Source organism: Streptomyces sp. NPDC033178 (genome assembly GCF_055577685.1).
In genome coordinates this window covers 226,278-246,313 of sequence record NZ_JBVIPT010000014.1, presented here as the reverse complement: position 1 = coordinate 246,313, position 20,036 = coordinate 226,278, and the positions used below count along the sequence as shown (strand labels likewise).

At 71.3% G+C, this 20,036-nt stretch carries 17 protein-coding genes and 1 pseudogene; 8 read left to right on the top strand and 10 right to left on the bottom strand.

Going from position 1 to position 20,036, the window contains the following annotated elements; genetic code table 11:
• Positions 1-21: 21 nt before the first annotated feature.
• Positions 22-1,002 (top strand): SGNH/GDSL hydrolase family protein, encoded by a 981-nt coding sequence (locus tag ACZ5VQ_RS31925; protein WP_469107936.1) that lies wholly within the window; start codon positions 22-24, stop codon positions 1,000-1,002.
• On the opposite strand, the gene ACZ5VQ_RS31920 is transcribed toward ACZ5VQ_RS31925, so the two are convergent.
• On the bottom strand, positions 971-1,120 hold the full coding sequence (locus ACZ5VQ_RS31920) for a hypothetical protein (RefSeq protein ID WP_469108026.1): 150 nt from the start codon (positions 1,118-1,120) through the stop codon (positions 971-973). The genes ACZ5VQ_RS31925 and ACZ5VQ_RS31920 overlap by 32 nt on opposite strands.
• A gap of 87 nt (positions 1,121-1,207) precedes the next feature.
• Here ACZ5VQ_RS31920 and ACZ5VQ_RS31915 point away from each other — a divergent pair, with 87 nt between their 5' ends.
• Positions 1,208-1,546, top strand: a complete 339-nt coding sequence (locus ACZ5VQ_RS31915; RefSeq protein ID WP_469108022.1) for an IclR family transcriptional regulator domain-containing protein — start codon at positions 1,208-1,210, stop codon at positions 1,544-1,546.
• Positions 1,547-1,619: 73 nt separating this feature from the next.
• On the opposite strand, the gene ACZ5VQ_RS31910 is transcribed toward ACZ5VQ_RS31915, so the two are convergent.
• The 6 genes from ACZ5VQ_RS31910 to ACZ5VQ_RS31885 all read right to left on the bottom strand — a co-directional run bounded on the left by ACZ5VQ_RS31910 (position 1,620) and on the right by ACZ5VQ_RS31885 (position 9,771).
• A complete protein-coding gene (locus ACZ5VQ_RS31910) occupies positions 1,620-2,300 on the bottom strand; it encodes a TetR/AcrR family transcriptional regulator (protein ID WP_469107935.1) in 681 nt (226 codons plus the stop codon).
• A complete protein-coding gene (locus ACZ5VQ_RS31905) occupies positions 2,267-4,306 on the bottom strand; it encodes a CocE/NonD family hydrolase (protein WP_469107934.1) in 2,040 nt (679 codons plus the stop codon). Before ACZ5VQ_RS31905 ends, ACZ5VQ_RS31910 begins: the two co-directional genes overlap by 34 nt.
• A gap of 269 nt (positions 4,307-4,575) precedes the next feature.
• Positions 4,576-6,333 carry an ATP-binding cassette domain-containing protein gene (locus ACZ5VQ_RS31900; RefSeq protein ID WP_469107933.1) on the bottom strand — a complete coding sequence of 586 codons (1,758 nt, stop codon included), beginning with the start codon at positions 6,331-6,333 and terminating at the stop codon, positions 4,576-4,578.
• Positions 6,333-7,232: an ABC transporter permease gene (locus ACZ5VQ_RS31895; RefSeq protein WP_362084911.1), complete on the bottom strand. Its 900-nt coding sequence runs from the start codon at positions 7,230-7,232 to the stop codon at positions 6,333-6,335. The genes ACZ5VQ_RS31900 and ACZ5VQ_RS31895 overlap by 1 nt, the downstream gene beginning before the upstream one ends.
• The gene (locus tag ACZ5VQ_RS31890; protein ID WP_469107932.1) at positions 7,229-8,185 is read right to left on the bottom strand and encodes an ABC transporter permease; all 957 of its coding nucleotides are present in this window, start codon (positions 8,183-8,185) and stop codon (positions 7,229-7,231) included. Before ACZ5VQ_RS31890 ends, ACZ5VQ_RS31895 begins: the two co-directional genes overlap by 4 nt.
• Positions 8,186-8,187: 2 nt before the next feature.
• Complete coding sequence (locus tag ACZ5VQ_RS31885; protein WP_469107931.1) at positions 8,188-9,771, bottom strand: ABC transporter substrate-binding protein; 1,584 nt, start codon at positions 9,769-9,771, stop codon at positions 8,188-8,190.
• A gap of 225 nt (positions 9,772-9,996) precedes the next feature.
• Here ACZ5VQ_RS31885 and ACZ5VQ_RS31880 point away from each other — a divergent pair, with 225 nt between their 5' ends.
• Positions 9,997-11,769, top strand: coding sequence for an ABC transporter ATP-binding protein (locus ACZ5VQ_RS31880; protein WP_469107930.1), 1,773 nt, complete (start codon positions 9,997-9,999; stop codon positions 11,767-11,769).
• A 138-nt stretch (positions 11,770-11,907) separates the two neighbouring features.
• Here the strand turns inward: ACZ5VQ_RS31880 and ACZ5VQ_RS31875 are convergent, their stop codons facing one another.
• Positions 11,908-12,390 (bottom strand): VOC family protein, encoded by a 483-nt coding sequence (locus tag ACZ5VQ_RS31875; protein WP_469107929.1) that lies wholly within the window; start codon positions 12,388-12,390, stop codon positions 11,908-11,910.
• A gap of 417 nt (positions 12,391-12,807) precedes the next feature.
• Here ACZ5VQ_RS31875 and ACZ5VQ_RS31870 point away from each other — a divergent pair, with 417 nt between their 5' ends.
• Positions 12,808-14,046 carry an epoxide hydrolase family protein gene (locus ACZ5VQ_RS31870; protein ID WP_469107928.1) on the top strand — a complete coding sequence of 413 codons (1,239 nt, stop codon included), beginning with the start codon at positions 12,808-12,810 and terminating at the stop codon, positions 14,044-14,046.
• Positions 14,043-14,843 carry a class I SAM-dependent methyltransferase gene (locus ACZ5VQ_RS31865; protein ID WP_469107927.1) on the top strand — a complete coding sequence of 267 codons (801 nt, stop codon included), beginning with the start codon at positions 14,043-14,045 and terminating at the stop codon, positions 14,841-14,843. Before ACZ5VQ_RS31870 ends, ACZ5VQ_RS31865 begins: the two co-directional genes overlap by 4 nt.
• Here the strand turns inward: ACZ5VQ_RS31865 and ACZ5VQ_RS31860 are convergent.
• Positions 14,837-14,926: pseudogene (locus ACZ5VQ_RS31860) on the bottom strand (mycothiol transferase); the annotation flags it as partial. The gene ACZ5VQ_RS31865 and the pseudogene ACZ5VQ_RS31860 sit on opposite strands and share 7 nt — an antisense overlap.
• 182 nt (positions 14,927-15,108) lie before the next feature.
• Here ACZ5VQ_RS31860 and ACZ5VQ_RS31855 point away from each other — a divergent pair.
• Positions 15,109-16,584, top strand: coding sequence for an esterase (locus ACZ5VQ_RS31855; RefSeq protein WP_469107926.1), 1,476 nt, complete (start codon positions 15,109-15,111; stop codon positions 16,582-16,584).
• Positions 16,585-16,605: 21 nt separating this feature from the next.
• Here the strand turns inward: ACZ5VQ_RS31855 and ACZ5VQ_RS31850 are convergent, their stop codons facing one another.
• Positions 16,606-17,910 (bottom strand): DUF6777 domain-containing protein, encoded by a 1,305-nt coding sequence (locus ACZ5VQ_RS31850; RefSeq protein WP_469107925.1) that lies wholly within the window; start codon positions 17,908-17,910, stop codon positions 16,606-16,608.
• Between the two features lie 164 nt (positions 17,911-18,074).
• On the opposite strand from ACZ5VQ_RS31850, the gene ACZ5VQ_RS31845 reads away from it, so the two are divergent.
• Both ACZ5VQ_RS31845 and ACZ5VQ_RS31840 read left to right on the top strand, forming a co-directional pair.
• Positions 18,075-19,352, top strand: coding sequence for a streptophobe family protein (locus ACZ5VQ_RS31845; RefSeq protein ID WP_469107924.1), 1,278 nt, complete (start codon positions 18,075-18,077; stop codon positions 19,350-19,352).
• A 30-nt stretch (positions 19,353-19,382) separates the two neighbouring features.
• Positions 19,383-20,030 carry a class I SAM-dependent methyltransferase gene (locus ACZ5VQ_RS31840; RefSeq protein WP_469107923.1) on the top strand — a complete coding sequence of 216 codons (648 nt, stop codon included), beginning with the start codon at positions 19,383-19,385 and terminating at the stop codon, positions 20,028-20,030.
• Positions 20,031-20,036 lie beyond the last annotated feature (6 nt).

Here is a 20,036-nt window from a genome sequence, read left to right as displayed (position 1 = left end):
GGCCGGGGCGGGAGTTGCCGTATGCGCAAGCCGTGGATGGTCGGGGTGCTGGCCGGGTTACTCCTGCTCGGCGCGTGCGGGGACCCCTCGTCCGGACCCGAGTCCGCGGCGCCCGTCCCCTCGGCGCCCAAGGCATCCTCGACCACGCATCAGCGGCCGGCCGCCACCCCCGAAGCAGGGACCGACACCGAACCCGACACCGGGGCCGGCACGGGGTCAAACACCGCTGCCGGCACCGGGGCCAGTGCGCCCTCGCAGCGCGACCGCCCCACCGTCCTCTACCTCGGCGACTCCCTCGCCATGGAGAACCAGAAGGTCCTCGGCGGCCTGATGCGCGACGAGTTGAAGGCGCGCTACACCAGCGCCCCCTACTCGGGCACGACCCTCTGCGACTACCTGGAGGGCACGAGCAAGGACTCGCTCGTGCCGCCCAAGGACAAGGCCGCCGCGCTCGTGCGTACGCTGCGGCCGGACTTCGTCGTACTGCAGTTCTGGGGGAACGCGTGGGGCTACACGCCGTGCATGGACGGCATCACCCATGACAAGGCGCGGGACAAGTACTTCGCGCGCTACACCGCCGACGCCCGGCGGCTGACCGACCAGATCGCGGGTGCGGCGGGCGGGGCCCGGCCGAAGGTCGTCTGGGTGCTCCAGGGTCCGGACCCCATGACGCCCGACCGCGTCCGCCGCGTCAACGCGATCTACGAACGGCAGGCCGACGCCTCCGGGGACCTGCTCGCGGACGCCGGCAAGGCGGTGAGCCCGGCCTCGGCCCGCTACACCTGGAGCCAGTACCTGCCGTGCACCGCGTACGAACGTGAGCACAAGCCGTACTGCACCCGGCCGGGCAGCGGCCGGACCGCCCTGCACCTCGACGACGACTACCTGCACTTCTGTCTGGTCCCCACCACCTCGACACCCAAGCCCTGTCCGGTCCGATCCCCCGGCATCCTGCGCATCACCCGGGCGATCACCCGGGCCGTGGCCGCACAGCTGGACTGACCTCTGCGGCCCGGTCCCAGGTGCCGGCGGTGACGCCCCGTTCGCGCAGTACGGTCTTGCGGACCTTGCCGGTCTCGGTGAGCGGCAGCTCCGGGACGGTCTCGATGAACCGGGGCACGGCGAAGGCGGCTGCGCAGCCTGGACGAGGCCCAGAGCGCGCGGGTCGAGGCGGCGGCCCCGCCGTCCGTTCTGCCGGCCCGGGAAACTGACCCTCGCCATGCTCCCCGACCAGTACCCGCTGCCCGCGCTCGTGCCGCTGATGCGCCGCCGCACACCCCGTACCCTGACCGCCGCACAACTCCCCGACGAGCTGGCCCGCATCAGGGAGCAGGGCTACGCGACGGAGATCGAGGAACACCGCCCGGGCTATCTCGCCGTCGCGGTGCCCGTGCGCGGCGCCGACCATCCGTACGCGGGTGCGTTGTCGGTGATCGCCCCCACGGCAGGCAGCAACATCGCCCGGCTGCTGGTGGCCCTGACCACGGCGTCACACACGATCACTTCCCGGCTCACCGTGTTCGAGGCGTACCGCGCCCCGCTGTGACGACGGCGACGCCGCGATCGGGGAGTTCGGCTACGGCTGCCGCCCCTGCACGAACCACAAACCCGTGAGCCGCCTACTGTCCACCGGTCCGCAGCTCCGACTCGACCAGTCGGTACAGGTGCCGACGGGCGTTCTCCGTGCTCAGTTCGGGCGACTGGCGCAGCCGCTGGAGGGCCAGTCCGTCCGAGAGGGCGGCGAAGCGGACGGTGAAGCCGGCCGGGTCCTCGCAGACGAACTCCCCGTCGGCGACGCCCCGTTCGACCAGGGCTCGGATCTGGCTGTGCCAGTCCTCGTACCGCTTGGCCTGGCCGCTCGCGAAGGCCTGCTCGGGGTCCTGGTCGCGGTCGCCCGCGCTCCAGTAGTCGAACCACATGCGCCAGTGCCGGTCGGTGTCCTCCGTGAACAGCGCGTCGATCAGCAGCCGCAGCGCCTCACCGCTGCCGGCCGCCTGCTCGGCGGCCTCGTTCAGCGCCGCGTAGTAGCGCTCGATGTGCAGCACCATCGCCTCGGAGAGGATCTCCTGCACGCTGCCGAAGTGGTACGTGACCGTACCCACCGACACTCCGGCCGCGGCGGCGACGTCCCGCACCCCCACCGACGCGTACCCGCGCTCCGCGATCAGCGGGACGGCCGCCTCCACGATGAGCCGGCGGCGGACCTCGGTGGGCTGGCGGGTGCGGTCGGCGGCGGCGACGGCACGGCGGGGCGTCTTCGCGGCCTTCACGCCGACGTCCTCGGGGTGGTGCGGTGCCATGCGCGCTCGACCACTGTCTCTCCGTCCGCCCGTGTTTCCATGCGACTGTCCATGATGAACTCCGTGGCCGTGGCCCGCAGCTCCGTGCGCGTCATGATCTCAGCGTCCCAGTCGTCGCCGCGCCTCAGCCGGATCGTCCACTCGGAGACGGCTACCGCGGACAGCGGATCGTCGGCTCGTATGCGGTACGTCTCGCGTGCGCTCTCCTCGTAGCGCAGCCCGTCCGGGTAGACCCGCGATCCGCCGTAGTTGGGGTCGACCTCCAGCGTCCACTCCCCCTTCGCGACGTCGTACGTGACCAGCCGCTCCGGTGTCGCCTCGGCGGGCCGCTCGTAGGTGACGGGCAGCGGCGGGGCCTGCTCGGGCTCTTCGAACCGGATGGGCTCCCGACCCGCGCCCTCGTCCCCGTTCTCGTCCGACGCGGGGTCCCGTACGGGAAGGAGCAGGGCGCTGTCTGCGGGCAGCACGGTCAACCGGCCGCGCTCACCGTGCGGCCACACCCAGGGCCAGTACGTGTCCGAGACGGCGACCCTGATGCGGTGGCCGGGCGGGAAGGCGTACCCGATGCCGTTGAGTTCGAACTCCACGGTCTCGTACGTGCCCGGGGTCCACTCCACGGCCTGGTCACGCCCGTGCCTGCTCAGCAGGTTGAGAACGCCACGGGTGACGAGGGTGGACGAGCCGTCGGGCGCGACGTCGCAGACGCGGGCGACGACGTGGGCGCGCGGAGTCGCACTGTCGAGACGGAGCCGGACGCGCGGACGCCCCAGGATCTCCACCCTCCCGTCCAGCGGCGCGGAGTCGAAACAGACCGAACGGCCGTCCTCCTCCCGCTGGTCGGGCGGCAGATCGCTCGCGTTGCCGAAGGGGAAGAAGCGCCCGGCGTCGAGACCGGTGTGCTGCGGCGATCGTACGAGGACGGGGGTGGCGGTGCCCGTGCCCCCGAGCGGCCGCTCGTCCCAACTGACGGATGGGGAGGGCCAGTTGTCGTCACCCACCCAGCGTCCGGGCATCACGTCGTACGAAGTGGCGGGCGGAACCGGGTCGTTCAGCCAGGCGCGGAGTCTGGGCTCGCGCATGATGCCGGTGTCCTCGCCCTTGAGGTGCTGGTCCCACCAGCGGAGGGTCTCCTGCAGAAACCCGATGGCCGGACCGGGCGGCAGACCGCGGTCCGGGTACTGGTGCGACCAGGGCCCGATGATCCCCCGTACGCGGTCGTCGGGCAGGTGTTCCACGAGCCGCAGCACGGTGTCGCGGTAGGGGTCGTTCCAGCCGCCGACGGCCAGGACCGCCGCATCGATCGCCGTGTAGTCCTCGCAGACGCTGCCGTGCCGCCAGTAGTCGTCGCGTTGCTGGTGTGCCAGCCAGGTGTGCAGGAAGGGGTCGAGGCCTTCGAGGCGCTCGCGCCACATCGGCAGCCAGCGGTCCTCGCCGACGCTCGTCGGGTCCGGCGGGCGGGCCGCGAACGCCAGCATCGTGCCCGCCCAGGCGAGCATGTCGATGCCGAGGACTGCGCCGCCCGTGTAGTGCACGTCGTTGTCGTAGCGGTCGTCCGTCGAGCAGACAGTGACGATCGCCTTCAGTGGTTCGGGGGCGAGGGCCGCGATCTGGAGGGAGTTGAAACCGCCCCAGGAGATGCCGAACATGCCGACCTTGCCGGTGCACCAGGGCTGCTCCGCAAGCCAGTTGACGACGTCTACGCCGTCCGCGAGTTCCTGTGCGTCGTACTCGTCGCCGGGGGTTCCCTCGCTGTCGCCGTGGCCTCGGATGTCCACGCGTACGGATGCGTAGCCGTGGCCGGCGTACCAAGGGTGGCGTTGCGCGTCGCGGGGGGCTGTCCAGTCGGTCTTGCGGTACGGGAGGTATTCGAGGAGGGCGGGCACGGGTTTCGCCTCGGCGTCGGTCGGGCGCCAGATGCGGGCGTGCAGGTGCGTCCGCCCGTCCCGGGTGGGGATCCAGACATCCTCACGCGTGACCTGCCGGTCGAAGTGCTCGCGGTATTTCACGGGGCTCCTTGTATTTACGGCTTGCGGCGAGCGGTGGGTTGGGGTGGTGTTTTCGCCCCCGCCGCCCCTACCCGTCCCGTCCCCTGGGGGCTCCGCCCCCAGACCCCCGCATCGGCCTGAACGGCCTCGTCCTCAAACGCCGGACGGGCTGAAGGTGTCGGCCCGGGCCGCGAAATCTTCAGCCCCTCCGGCGTTTGAGGAGCGGGGGTTCGGGGGCAGCGCCCCCGAGTAGTGACGGGAATGGGTAGGGGCGGCGGGGGCGAAATCCCCTACCCCACCCCCTCCCACCGCCGAACCCGATGCCCATCCCCCCGGTCGATCCACAGATCGTCCGGCTCCGCGGCGTCGGCCCAGTCCTCGACACCGTCGACAACGGAACCCGTCCCCGGCGAAGGCTCAAGCACGGCAGCCATCAGCTGCCGCGTGTACGGATGCCCGGGCGCGGAGAACACCGCATCCGTGGGTCCCTCCTCCACCACAACCCCGTGCCGCAGCACAACAACCCGATCGGCAAGCCCCCGCACGACCGCGAGGTCATGGCTGATGAACAGGCAAGCCAACTCCCGCTCCCGCCGCAGATCATCGAGCAGCCGCAGCACATCGGCCTGAACCGAGACGTCCAACGCCGTGGTGATCTCGTCCGCGATCAGCACATCCGGCTCACCCGCAAGCGCCCGCGCGATCCCGATCCGCTGCCGCTGCCCACCGGAGAGCTGCGCGGGCAACCGCTCGGCGAGGGCAGGCTCCAGACGCACGTCGGAGATGAGCTGCCGAGCCCGGTCGACGGCCTCCGCCCGCGAACCCACCGTGCCGAAGAACCGCAACGGCCGCCGCACGGCATCACCCACCGAACGACGCGGATTCAACGACGTATCGGCGTTCTGGAACACGAGCTGTACCCGCCGCCGGAGCGACAACGGCCGTTTCCCGGCGGGCCGGGCGAGGTCGCCCGGCTTGTCGGAGCCGGACTCGTGGGCGCCAGACTCATGATCGCCCGGATCGTGTGTCATCGTGCCGCCGGACGGAGTCCGCAGCCCCGCGAGCGTCCAGGCCAGCGTGGACTTGCCGCTGCCCGACTCCCCCACAAGGGCGAGGACTTCACCGCGCCGGACGTCGAAGGAGACACCGTCCACGGCACGCGCGGACCCGTAGTCGATCGTGACGTCCCGCGCGGACACGGCGACGGGAGCATCGCCGGGCACAACGGCCCTCGGCCGCACCTCCCGCTCCCCCGCCGCCCCCACGAGCGCGAGCCCTTCGTCGCCGAGCCGCGGCACACTCGCCAACAGCCGTCTGGTGTACGGATCTTGGGGCGCCGCGAACAACCGCCCGGTCGGCGCGGCCTCCACCACCCGGCCGGACCGCAACACGGTCACCTCGTCGGCCATGTGCGCGACGACGCCGAGGTCGTGGCTCACCAGCACGGCGGCGAGGCCGAGTTCGTCGCGGAGCGCTCCGATCAGGTCGAGGACGCCGCGTTGGGTGATGACGTCGAGCCCGGTGGTCGGCTCGTCGAGGACGAGGACCTTCGGGCGGGCGGCTATCGCCATGGCGATGGCGACGCGCTGCTGCTGACCGCCGGAGAGTTCGTGCGGGTAGCGGCGGGCGAGTTCGGCGGGGCGGGGCAGGCGAACCTGTTCGAGGAGGTCCACGACGGGAACGTCACCGCCCGCCTCCGCGATCTGCCGTCCGATCCGCATGGAGGGGGTGAGGGCGTGCCCCGCGTTCTGCGCGACCATCGCGACGGCCCCGCCCCGCAGCCGCCTCAACTCCCGTGCGGGCAGGGCGAACACGTCGGCTCCGCCAACGCGCACCGAGCCGCCCGTCACGCGCGACCCGTGCCGCAGGTGCCCCAGCAGCGTCGCCGCGACGGTCGACTTGCCGCTGCCCGACTCGCCGACCAGCGCGTGGGTCTGCCCGGGCAGCACGTCCAGGGACACTTCACGCACCACGGGCACATCGCGTCCGCCGGAGCCACCCGAGCGATAGGCCACCGACAGCTCGGTGACGGAGACGATCGCGGTCATCAGGACCCCTCCCTGATCCGGTCGACGCCCCACGCCTTGGACAGGCCGTCGGCCGCGAGATTGAGCCCCACCACGAGTGTGGCCAGGGCGATGATCGGTGCGAGGCTCGCCATCGGGACGACGGTGATGGCGGTGCGGTTCTCGGCGACCATCAGGCCCCAGTCCGGGGTGGGCGGATCGGCTCCGAAGCCGAGGAAGGACAGCGAGGAGATCAGCAGCACGACCCAGGAGGCCCTCATCGCGAACTCGACGCACACGACGTCGGTGATGTTCGGCAGGATCTCGCGCCGCAGGATCGCCCAGGTGGACTCGCCCCTGGCCCGCGCCGCGGTCACGTAGTCGGCGGGCACGACCGCCAGCGCCGCGCCCCGCACGACGCGTACGACCTGCGGGACGTACACGACGGCGATCGCGAGAACGATGACCGAGGGGCCGGTGCCGAGAGCCGTGACGATGACCAGCAGCGCCAGCACCGACGGGACGGACAACACAGCGTCGAGGATCCGCCCCAGCACGTCGTCGAACCAGCCGCCGCGCAGTGCTGCCGCGCATCCCATGACCGTGCCGATCAGCAGCGTCACGAGCGTGGCGGCGACGGAGACACCGAGGGCGTACCGGCCGCCGTACAGGACGCGTGCCAGGACGTCGCGGCCGTACTGGTCGGTCCCTGCCCAGTGTTCCCCGCTCGGCCCGAGCAGCGCCTGGTCGGCGTTGTTGGCGATGGGGTCGTAGGAGGTGAGGACCGGTGCGAGGAGCGCGATCAGGACGTGGACGGCGACGATCGCGAGGCCGATGGTGGCCGTCCGTGAGGAGCGCACCGTGCGCCAGGCGCGGGCCGCCGCGGAAGGTGGTGCGACGGGGACGGCGGGTGCCGGCGCAGGGGTGTCGAGGGTGGTCATCGGGTCCTCCCGCGCGTACGGAGCTTGGGGTTGAGGGCCATGGCGCCGAGGTCTGCGGCGAGGTTGCAGACGACGTACACGACCGCGCTGATCAGTGCGATGGCCTGGATGACGGGCAGGTCCCGGTTCTGCACGGAGGCGAGCATCAGCTTGCCGATGCCCGGGTAGTTGAAGACGTTCTCGACGACCGCGACTCCGCCGGCCAGCCAGGCGACGTTCAGTGCGATGACGTGCAGCGTCGGGAGCAGGGCGCTGGGCAGCGCGTGCCGGGTGACGACCCGCCAGGTCGACAGGCCCTTGAGACGGGCCGTGGTGACGTACTCGCTCGCCATGACGTCGATGACGGACGTGCGGGCCATCCGGACGATGTACGCGGCCATGACGACGGCGAGCGCGAGGGCGGGAAGCCACACGGCGGGCATGAGTTGGCCGACGCTCGCCTCGGGGCCGTACAGGACGACCGCCGGGAACCACGGCAGGGCGACCGAGAAGCAGAGCACCAGCACGGTGGCGACGACGAACTCGGGGACGCTCATCCCGATCAGGCTGACCGTGGAGATGAGGTGGTCGGGCCAGCGGTCGCGGTACAGACCCGCGAGGATGCCGAGCACGATCGAGCCGGTGACGGCGAAGAGGACCGTCACCAGGGCGATGAGCGCGGAGTTGCCGAGGTAGAGGGAGACTTCGCCGCCGACCGCCTTGCCGGACACGAGGGAGAGGCCGAAGTCGCCGTGCAGGGCGCCGCCGATCCAGTCGATGTACCGCTCCCAGGCGGGCTGGTCGAGTTTCAGCTTCTCGCGGAGGGCGGAGACCGCGTCCGGGGTCGCGTCCTTGCCGAGGACCTGGGTGGCGACGTCGCCCGGCAGGGCCTGTACGGCGAGGAAGACGAGGATTGAGGAGAGGAAGAGCGTGCCGATGGCTGCGCCCGCTCTGCGGGCCATGAAGGAGAACATGCTCAGGCCCCCTTCAGACCGATGCCGAGGTAGTCGAACTCGAAGCCGTGCTCGGCGTATCCGCGTACCTTGCGCGAGAGGCCGACGAGCCGGTCGGCGAACATCGGGGTCATCGCCCCGCCCTTCTCGATGACGAAGGTCTGCGCCTCGCCGTACAGTTCGCGCCGCCGCTCGTCGTCGGTCTCCTGCCGGGCCCGGTCGAGCAGCGCGTCGAACTTCTTGTCCGACCAGGCGGTCTCGTTGTACGAGGAGCCGCTGCGGAAGACCTGGGTGAAGAGCTGGTCCACGGGTCTGCCGGTGTACCAGTAGGTGGCCATGAGCGGCTTCTTCATCCAGATCTGCGTGTAGTACGAGTCCGCCGAGGCCGTCTTCACCCGGATCCGGATCCCGGCCCGCTTGGCCGAGTCCTGGTAGGCGAGCGCCATGGGCGTGAAGACCGGGTCGTACGAGGAGGTGTAGAGGTCGACGGTGAGGCCCTCGTGGCCTGCCTTCTTCAGCAGGTGCCGGGCCTGTTCCGGGTCGTGCTCCGGGTGCGCGGTGATGTGGGCGGGGTCGCTCGGCGGCACCGGGTTGTCCCAGCCGGCCGTGCCCGCGCCCTGCAGGGCGACCTTCACGACGTGCTCGGGGTCGTAGGCGAGCTTCATCGCCTGTCGGACGCGTACGTCGGTGAAGGGCTTCTCCGTCGTGAGCATCGGCAGCACGTACCACTGGGCGTTCTCGACGCGGGCGATCGTGGCGCGGTCGGAGGCGGCGACGACACGGGCGGTCGCGAAGTCCAGGTTGGTCTGCGAGAGGAGGTCGACCTGCCCGGCGAGCAGGGCGTTCGAGCGGGCCGACATGTCGGCGACGGAGTAGAAGTCGATGGCGTCCAGGACCGGGCGGCCGCCCCAGTGGTCCTCGTACGCGGTGATGCGTCCAGGGCCCGCGGGCGTGAACGACTCCAGCTTGAAGGGGCCGGTGCCGACGCCCGTGCGGCCGATACCGCGGGAGCTGCCGTCGGGGATGACGTAGCAGTTGTAGTGCGTGAGGAGGCTCGGGAACTCCGCGTTGGGGGTCTTGAGCGGCACCACGAGTGTGCGGGCGTCGGGAGTCCGCAGCTTCCCGGGGTCGATGAGCGGGGCGAGGACGGCCGCCTGCGGGGACGCGGTCTCCTTGGCGAGGATGTGGCGCAGGGTGTACGCGGCGTCGGCGGAGGTGAGTTTCCGTCCGTCGTGGAAGGTGACGCCCGCGCGGATGCGGAAGGTCCAGGTGCGCGCCTTGGCGTCCGGTTCCCAGGACTCAGCGAGGTCGGGGACCAGGTCGCCGTTGGCGCCGACGCGGACCAGGCGGTTGTAGAGGGCGCCCAGGTACTCGTACGCGGACAGGGCGCTCGCCGGGTCGAGGGTCTCGGCGTCGGAGGCGGGCGGCCGGGCGATGCGGAGGGTGCCGCCGCGGTCGGGGCTGCCCCCCTTCGCGTCCGTGGGCAGCGCGGGGGCGGCCGAGGCACCCGTGCAGCCGGTGAGCAGCCAGGACGCACCGAGCGACGCGGCGCCCGCCGTGGCCGCGGCAAGGACGGAGCGCCGTCCTGGGTGGTGGATGTCGGGCATGGACCGACCGTCCTTCTCGCTATTCGTTCAGCGGAACGATTGAGTGAAGTGCGTGAACGATAACCAGCCGACGGCTCCGCGCCAACCCTCGGAACCTGGAAATTAACCGGGGAAACCGAGCCGTTACGCGGCCCGGGGAAGCCCGGACCCGCCGGGTGTAGGTGACCGGGACAGGGGAAGAAAGCGCTTGCCACATCCGTCACTCCCTGGGGAGGGAAGGCCACCATGGCCTCGTGGGAGAAACCGCTCGACCACCGCTATCGCGGCGAGCACCCCGTCCATACCCTCGTCTACCTGTTCCGCGCCGACCGCTGGAAGGTCGCCGCCGCGTTCGCCGTCTTCACGGTCAAGCACAGCCCGATCTGGCTGCTGCCGCTGGTCACGGCGTCCATCATCGACACGGTCGTCCAGCACGGCCCGGTCGGCCGGCTGTGGCTGAGCGCGGGTTTCATCCTCTTCATCCTGCTGGTCAACATGCCCCTGCACCTGCTGTACGTGCGGCTGCTGTACGGCAGTGTGCGCCGCATGGGCACGGCCCTCAGGTCCTCCCTGTGCACACGCATGCAGCAGCTCTCCATCGGCTACCACTCACGCGTCAGCGCGGGCGTCCTCCAGGTCAAGGTCGTGCGGGACGTGGAGACGGTCGAGCAAATGGTGCAGCAGACGGCCGAGACCGGGCTCGGCGCGGTCACCGTGCTCGCGGGCGGGCTCGTCATCATCGCGATCCGCACCCCCGAGTTCGTACCCGTCTTCCTGCTCGTGGTCCCCGTGGCGGCACTGCTCGTCGCGCGACTGCGGACCCGGCTGCGCACGCACAACGAGGACTTCCGCCACGAGGTCGAGCATCTGTCCTCCCGGGTGACCGAGATGACCCGGCTGATCCCGGTCACCCGCGCCCACGGTCTGGAGGGCAAGGCCCTGCGGCGCATGGACGGCACGCTGCGGAAGGTGCTCAACTCCGGGCTGCGCCTCGACCTGCTCAACGGCCGCTTCGCCTCGCTGGCCTGGGTGTTCCTGAACGTGATCGGGGTGCTCTTCCTGACGGCCGCGGCGCTGGTCTCGTACTACGGCGTCTGGGGCGTCTCCCCCGGTGACGTCGTCATGCTCAGCGCGTTCCTCACCACGCTGACCAACTCCACGACCACCCTCGCGGGCCTGGCTCCGGTCATCACCAAGGGCCTGGAGTCCGTACGGTCCGTCGGCGAGGTCCTCCAGGCACCCGAACTGGAGGACAACGAGGGCAAGGCGCGGCTCGACTCGCTGCGCGGTGCCGTGGAGTTCGAGGGCGTGGGCTACGCGTACGAGGACGCCGGCGGCCCTGCCGTACGGGACTTCGACCTGTCCGTCGCGCCGGGCGAGACCATCGCGCTCGTCGGTGCTTCAGGAGCCGGGAAGTCCACGGTGCTCAGTCTCGTCATCGGGTTCATCCGGCCGACCTCGGGCCGGGTGCTGCTGGACGGCGCCGACATGAACACGCTGGACCTGCGGACGTACCGGCGCTTCGTGTCGGTCGTGCCCCAGGAGTCGATCCTGTTCGACGGAACCGTGCGGGAGAACGTCGCGTACGGCATGGACGACGCGGACGCCGACGAGGCGACCGTACGTGGGGCGCTGCGGGACGCCAACGCGCTGGAGTTCGTCGACCGGCTGCCGCTCGGGCTCGACACCGTGGTGGGCGAGCACGGGGCGCGCCTCTCGGGCGGACAGCGGCAGCGGCTGGCCATCGCGCGGGCCCTCATCCGCAATCCGCGGGTACTGATTCTGGACGAGGCCACGTCCGCGCTGGACACGCGGTCGGAGGCGCTCGTGCAGCAGGCACTGGCCCGGCTCATGCGCGGGCGCACCACCTTCGTGGTGGCGCACCGGCTGTCCACGATCCGGGGTGCGGACCGGATCGTGGTGATGGGGGACGGTGCCGTGCGGGAGATCGGGTCGCACGAGGAACTGCTGCGGCGTGGGGGTGCGTACACCGCACTGCACAGCGGCCAGCTCACCTGAGCCTGTGGCGCACGAAGACTCACCTGGGCCGGTGGGTGCGGGACCCCGCCTGGGCCGGTGGGGCACAAGGCCTCACCTGGGTCCGTCAGGGCAGGGGTCCGTTGGGGCAGGAGGTGGCCGGCCGCCGTGCCGGCCGCCTCACTCGCCCGCGTAGGCCTTCTCCAGGGCGGCGACGTCGATCTTGTGCATCTTGAGCATCGCCTGCATGGCCCGGTCCGCCTTCTGCTGGTCCGGGTCGCTGATCATCTCGACCAGCCTGGTGGGGGTGACCTGCCAGGAGACGCCGAACCTGTCCTTCAGCCAGCCGCAGGGGCCCTCCTCGCCGCCGCCCTCGGTGAGCGCGCTCCAGTAGAAGTCCACCTCGGCCTGGTCCTCACAGCGGATCTCGAAGGAGATGGCCTCGTTGAACTTGAACTGCGGGCCGCCGTTGAGGGCGTAGAACTTCTGGCCGTTGGCCTCGAACTCGACGGTCAGTACCGAACCGGGCTCGCCGGGCCCCACCTCGCTGTAGCGGAGGACCGTGCCGATGCGGGAGTTCTTGAAGACCGAGACGTAGAAGTTCGCGGCCTCCTCGGCCTGGCCGTCGAACCAAAGGCACGTGGTGAATCCGTCGGTGGTCATGGGTACCTCCTGAAGCGGGAACGCTGTCACTTATGTAGACGGATCCTCGTGCGAAAACTCATCGGCGGCCCGGAAAGCCGGTCCGGGTGGGTGACGCCAGGGACCTGAAGCCCGGCCGTCGCACCGATCGCCACGGAGGCCGGGGCGGCCGTCCGGGTGGGCATGGTCAATGGGTCCCTCGGAAGCCACGGAGCGTTCGAGGCCGCAGCCGGGGCACCCGAAGGCGCAGGCGGTCCTGACGTGTGAACCCAGGGTGGCGGTGGCACGCCGCGAAGGACGGGCGGTCGGTCGGGCTCGGCGAACCCGGCGGCCCGCTCGGGGAACCCGGCGGCCTGCCCTCGTGACCGCCCGACCGGCCGGTGACCACGGCTTTTATTCGCGCGACCGGATGCCGGTGCCGAACTAGCATGGCCCGCCATGACCTCCCCGCACGACGCCACGATCCGGCCATTCGTTCTCGACATCCCCCAGTCCGACCTCGACGATCTGCACGCACGCCTCGACCTCACCCGCTGGCCGGACGAACTGCCGGGCGTGGGCTGGGAGTACGGGGTCCCGCGCGACTATCTGACGGAACTCGTGCGGTACTGGCGGCACACGTACGACTGGCGGGCGGCCGAGGCGCGGCTCAACGAGTGGCCCCAGTTCACGACGACGATCGACGGCACGAACGTCCACTTCGCGCACATCCACTCGCCCGAGCCGGACGCGACACCGCTGATCATCACCCACGGCTGGCCGGGCTCGATCGTCGAGTTCCTCGATGTGGTCGGGCCGCTGACCGATCCGCGCGCCCACGGCGGTGACCCGGCCGACGCGTTCCACGTGGTGGTGCCGAGCATTCCGGGGTTCGGCCTGTCCGGGCCCACGCGGGACACGGGCTGGGAGCTCAGGCGGGTCGGCGCCGCGTTCGCCGAGCTGATGGACCGGCTCGGCTACCGGCGCTTCGGCGCGCAGGGCGGCGACTGGGGAGCGGGGATCTCCCGTGAGCTCGGCCGTGCCTTCCCCGACCGGGTGATCGGCGTCCATCTGAACCTCCTGCCGGGCGCCCACGCGAGCACCGAGCCGACCCCCGAGGAACTGGCCGCGCTCAGCCCGCGGGAGCGTGAGAACACGCTCGCCTCGTGGCGACGCAACGAGGAATGGACCCGCGAGCGACTGGGGTACGCCGTCCTCCAGATGACCCGGCCGCAAACCCTCTCCTATGGGCTCACCGACTCGCCGGTCGGCCAACTTGCCTGGATCGTCGAGAAGTTCAAGGAGTGGACGGACTCGCAGGACCATCCCGAGGACGCCGTGGACCGGGACCGGCTACTCACGAACGTGATGCTGTACTGGCTGACGGGGACGGCGGGTTCCTCCGCGCGGATCTACTACGAGCGGGCGCACGCGGACGGTTGGGGCGAACCCGTGCAGCCGTCGACGGCACCCACCGCGCTCGCCGTCTTCCCCCGGGACAACTTCATCCCGCTGCGGCACGTCGCGGACCGCACGGAGAACATCGTGCGGTGGACGGAGTTCGACCGGGGCGGGCACTTCGCGGCGATGGAGGAGCCGGATCTGCTCGTCGGGGATGTCCGGGCGTTCTTCCGTGAGCTGCGGCAGGACCGAAGTGACGGCGGAGACCTGAGCGTTCGGGTCGGCGGCGCCGTATGACCCGTTCGCTGCGTGGCATCTTCGACGAGGACGCCGAGCTGTACGACCGGGCGCGGCCCTCCTATCCGCCCGCCCTGGTACGAGCGTTGGCCACCCGGGTGGGCCTCGACGCGGACAGCCGGGTCCTCGAATTCGGCCCCGGCACCGGCCAAATGACCGTGCCCCTCGCCGAGTTGGGCTGTCACGTCACCGCCGTGGAGCTGGGCCCGTCGATGGCGGCGGTGGCGCGGCGCAACCTGCGGGCCTTCCCGCGGGCGCGCGTCGAGGTGGCCGAGTTCGAGCAATGGCCGTTGCCCCGGGAGCCGTTCGACCTGATGGTGGCCGCGACGTCGTTCCACTGGCTCGACCCGGCGACGCGACTCACCAAGGTGGCGGACGCGCTTCGCCCGGACGGGACGCTTGCCCTCGTCACCACGCACCATGTGGCGGGCGGCAGTCGCGACTTCTTCGTCGAGGTCCAGGACTGCTACGAACGCTGGGATCCGGCCACGCCCCCTGGTCTGCGACAGTCGACCGACGCCGAAACGGCCACGGACACAAGCGACTTGGAGGAGTTCGGCGGGGTCGAGTCACTCCGCTTCCCACAGGAGATCACGTACACCGCCCAGACGTACATCGATCTCCTCCTGACGTACTCGAACCACCGCGCGCTGGAACCGGCCGCCCGCGAGGGCCTGTTGGACGGCATCCGTGAGCTGATCGTCACCCGCCACGGAGGCAGTGTCACGAAGCGGTACCTGCACGAGCTGATCCTGGTGCGGCGGGGCGAGGGCTCGCGGCGGGGCGGGGGCTACTGACCGACGCGTCCGTCGATGCGCTCCCGGAGGAAGTCCGCGTGGCCGTTGTGCCGCGCGTACTCCGCCATCACGTGCACCATCACCACCCCTTCCTTCCGCCCGCCTCACGGATGTTGAACACCCGGGGCCGCCCTGCCGTCGCTCGTGGAAACTCCCGTACAACCCTTCAGCCCCATCCGATGTCAAACACGGCGCCGGGCAAGGAACGGGCCCTTTCCGGACACCCCCGCGCTGCCCGGCCGTCCTTTTCGTCAGGAGCCGAATCATGCGCAAGAACCGTTCTGCCGCTCTGGCCGCGGCGTCATTTCTTCTCGTGGCCGGACTGGGGATCGCTGCGGCCCCGTCCGCGTACGCCGGAACGCCGGGCGGTACGCACGCCAACGACCGGAACAGCGACTTCAACGGCGACGGGTACGAGGACGTGCTGGTGGGTGCGCCCGGAGCGACCGTCAGTGGCAAGAAGGGTGCCGGTCTCGTGACCGTGCAGTACGGCTCGTCGAGGGGCATCGGAACGAGCGACGTGGCGCGGTTCAGCCAGTCCACGGCCGGTGTCGCGGGCGCCGCCGAGGCGGGGGACGCGTTCGGCAAGGCGGTCTCGACCGGTGACCTGGACGGTGACGGGTACGACGACGCGATCGTGGGCATCCCCGGCGAGGACCTCGGGACCGTCGGCGACGCGGGTGGCGCGGCGATCCTGTGGGGCTCGAAGGCGGGGCTCACCGGGGCCGCCAGCGACTGGCTGGAGACTGAGGAGCCCACTGCGGGCGAGCGGTTCGGCGTCGGGCTCGCCGCGGCGCACTTCACGGACGAGACGCCGGGCGACCTGCTCGTCGTGCTCGACCACTACGACCTGGAGCTCTTCAGCTACGGCACCGCCGCACCCGGCTCGCGGAAGGAACTCCAGGAGCGGTCGTCGACCCCGCTCTCCGCACGGGCCCAGCAGCGCCACATCCTGCCCAAGTCGCTGACCACGGGTGACTACGACGACAACGGCTACGCCGACCTGGTCGTCTCGGGCGTGACGGTCGGCGACGAGTCCGGCCACGGGTGGTCCACGTACCTGTCCGGAAACACCGACGGGCTCAAGTACGAGCGGGATGTACGCGGTGGCACGGAAGCTGCCTCCGGGGACATCAACAACGACGGCTACGACGACCTGGTGACCGGCGAGCCGAACTCCCCCGACGACGGCGGCGAGACCCTCACCGGCGGGCTGGTCGGCGTGCGCTACGGCGGCGAGAACGGCCCCGCCGACGAGGTCCAGTGGTGGACGCAGGACTCCCCCGGCGTCCCGGGCACCGCCGAGCGCGGCGACGGCTGGGGCACGGACCTCTCGGTCGCGGACACCGACGGCGACGGGTACGCGGACGTGGCGATCGGCGCGGCCGGCGAGGACATCGGCACCGTCGCCGACGCGGGCGCGGTGTGGGTGCTGCGCGGCGCCTCCGCCGGACTGACCGCGACGGGTGCGAAGTCCTGGGACCAGAACTCCGCCGACGTGCCCGGCGTCCCCGAGAAGGGCGACAAGTGGGGCGGCCAGGTCCGTCTCACCGACCCCAACAGGGACGGCCGCTTCGGGCTGCTGGCCTCGGCGCCCGGTGAGAACGCCGGTGACGGGTTCGTCTGGGTGATGTCGGCCGGCGCGGGCGGCATCACGGCCGCGGGTTCGTGGACGTACGGCGCCGACGCCCTCGGCGCGCCCCACCTGGGCGCGGCCTTCGGGGCGGCGATCGACGAGTAGTCCGCCGGAGCGGACCGGCGCTCACAGCCCCGGGGAGGTCGCGGCCGACTCCGGGGCACTGTGACTGGAGGTCGTGATGTCGGCCGATGCCGAGTCGGGCGCCGACTCGGAGGTCTCCTCCGACGGCGGCTCGGACGAGGGCGACTCGGTCTCCGGGGACGGTGACGAGGGCGTGGCCGAGGACGTCTCCGGGCAGGGGCTCACCGAATCGCCCGGTGTCGCGGTCGTGCCCGGGGGCAGGGACACGCACGGCGAGGCGGAGCTCGGCGACAGCGAACTCTCGGACGGAGAGGGCCGGTCCGTCGGCGGATCCGTCTTCTTGTCCCTGCCGCCGGTGTCGCCCTTGTGCCGGTTGAACCAGTCGCCGCTGTCCGGGTCGTAGATCACGAAGACGTTGATGACCTGGGTCGCGGGCGCGACGACCACGACGTTCGACGGCCGGTACGACGGCCAGGAGTCGCCTGTCTGCTTGGGCGTGGACTTCAGCGCGACCGGCGGCAGCAGCGGGTTGCCGCACGCGCATCGCACCCTGGGCACACCGCGGTCGTCGACGAGGACGGCGGTGCCCGCCTGCAGGACCGCCTGGTAGCTGGTGGCTTTGCCGTCGCGGTAGCCGTGGTTGGTGACGCGGGTGTCCATCCGCAGCTGTACGGGGGTGAGCGAGCGCAGATAGGCGGGGACGCCGGAGGGCTGGAGGCCCAGGACCGAGGCGAACGCCTGGTTCTTGGCCGGGGCCTGCTGGAGCGCGGAGATCTGCTTCTCGACGTCGCAGCTGGCCACCTTGCGCGTACCGCCGTAGAGGCCGGGCGCCGAACCCTCCACGCCCCGCGTCACGTTGCCGGACTCGGCGGTCTCCGTCGGCGAGGGCGTCACGGGCGGAGCGGAACTGTCCTCCGCGGTCGACTCGGTGAACGGGTCGGGGCCCGATTTGCCCGCGGCCTGGAGGAAGACCTCGCCGCCGCCCGCGCCCGAGGTGCCACCGTCCGAACGGGTGAAGACGACGACGAGGGTGACTGCGACGACGATCGTGGCGGCGATGACGGCGACGCGCGGGGCCGACTGCCACCAGGCCCGGTCGGGTCCCTTGCCGGGGCCCTGATCAGGTCCGTCCGGACCGGACGGACCTCCGGGACCACCTTGACCGTCACCCGACGGACCCGACGGACCCGACGGACCGCCGCCCGATCCGCCACCCGAAGGACCCGACGGCCCCGAGGGGCCCTGGTCGCCCGGAGGCGGCGGCGTGGGGCTCGGCTGGGTCGGCCCCGACAAGGGGCCGGAGGGCGGCCCTGTGGGGCGGCCGGACGACGGCGGTTCGACGCTCACGAGCTCTTCTTCCCGGCGTAGGGATCCCGCGGCACTTCTGACGCTTCATGCCGCTTTCTTCCACAACGAGCCCATTGTGTGCTCCAGTCCCGTACCGCTCGCAAGCCGACGCGGTCGGCCCTCTCGGCGGGCGCGCCGCCGAAGGCCTGCTTAGCGTGGGCAGGGTGAGCCTCCAGACAGCCCCCGACCAGGCAGTGGCCCGCCACGGCTGGGTCCACGCCCTGGTGACGGTCCTGGCCGGGCTGGTCGCCATGGTCGTGGTCGCCGCGCTCGGCCTGTGGGCCGCCGGGGCCGCCGACCTGCCGGACGGTGCGTTTCCCCGGGTCGTCGCGGCCACCGTGGTGGTGGCGGTCGGCGGCTCGATCGAACTCACCGGAGACGCCGGAGCGCTCGCCGAGACCAAGGCGGGGATGTCGGTCACTCCCCTGTCGGTCACCCTCACCGGTGTCCTGGTCGTCGCCGCCGGATTCCTCCGGCCACTGCGGCACCGGGCCGTCGCGGGCGCCCCCGAACTGGCGGGCTGGGCCGCGAGAATCGCCGTCCTGTGGCTGCTCGCGCTGACCGGTCTGGCGCTGTCGGCCCGTCAGACCTTTGCGATCTCGCTCGGCGAGGGCACGCTCTCCGACATCGGTGACATCTTCGGGGCCTCGTCGCCCCGGGTCGGCTTCAAGGCCGACGTGCCCGTGACGCTGGCCTTCGGCCTGCTGTGGCTGGCGGGCGTCCTCGTCATCGCGCTGCTCGTCTCGCCCAGGGCCCCGCTCCCGCCCCGGCTGCTGCGTTTCCAGGAGTCGGTGCGGCCGGCCGCGTACGCCATGGTCGTACTGCTGCTCGCCTTCGTGGCCCTGGGTGTGGTCATCGCGCTGGTGGTGGCGGTGAGCCGCGATCGTGCGCCGGAGACGCTCGCCGTGGTCCTCCTCGGGCTGCCGAACCTCGTCTGGCTGGTGTTCACGATCGGTCTCGGCGCCTCCTGGGAGGGTCGCGTCGAGGGGCCGTTCGGGCTGCCGATGCCGCGCGTGCTGGACAGCGTGCTGCGGACGCCCGACATCTCGACCCTCAATCTGCGCACGCTCTCCGAACAGGACGGCAGGGTGTGGTGGCTCGTGGTTGTCAACGCCGTGCTGCTGCTGGCCGTCGCGTTCCTGATGGCCAAGCGCTCACCGGCCCGGACGCGGGCCTGGCAGCACGCCGTGCACATGGCCGTGGCGCTCGCCCTCACGGTGCTCACGGTCTGCCTCATCGGCCGGATCGACGCGCACTACGGCTTGTCCCTGCTCGGCATCGGCGACGTCGGCGGCGGGCTGTCCGGCGAACTCTTCCTGCGGCCACGGCTGTGGGGGGCGATCGGCCTCGCCCTGCTCTGGGGCCTGGTCACGGGCTTCGTGGGCGCACTGCTCGCCTCGCGCGTACGTCACCACGGCGAGGTGGAGAACCCGAAGGCCTGATGTCAGTGGGGCGTACTACGGTACGCACCCATGATCGAACCAGACTTCCTGCGCACCACCCGAACGGCCTACGACTCCATGGCCGCCCTCTACGCCGAGCTCTTCGCAAACGGTCTGGAGGAGCATCCACTGGACCGGGCCATGCTCATGGCGTTCGCCGACCTCGTGCGGGCGGACGGCGGCGGCCCGGTCGCCGACCTCGGCTGCGGACCGGGCCATGTGACCGGGTTACTCCACTCGCTCGGCCTGGACGCGTCCGGCGTCGACCTGTCGCCGGAGATGATCGCGATCGCCCGGGCGGCCCATCCGGAGCTGCGGTTCGAGGTGGGTTCGATGACCGCCCTGGACCTGGCGGACGGTAGCCTCGGCGGTGCCCTGGCCCGCTACTCGATCATCCACACTCCTCCGGAGCAACTGCCGCGGGTATTCGCCGAGTTCCACCGAGTCCTGACGCCCGGCGGCCGCCTGCTGCTCGCCTTCCAGGCCCACGACGACCCCTCGGAGCTCGCCGAGTCCTTCGACCACAAGGTGGCGCTCGCCTACCACTGGTCCCCCGACCGCGTCGCGGCCCTGCTGAGCGAGACGGGCTTCACCGAGACGGCCCGCCTGCGACAGACAGCCCCGCCGGATGCCAAACGCGACTTCCCGCAGGCTCACTTGCTCCTGAGCAAGGACTGAGTTGCG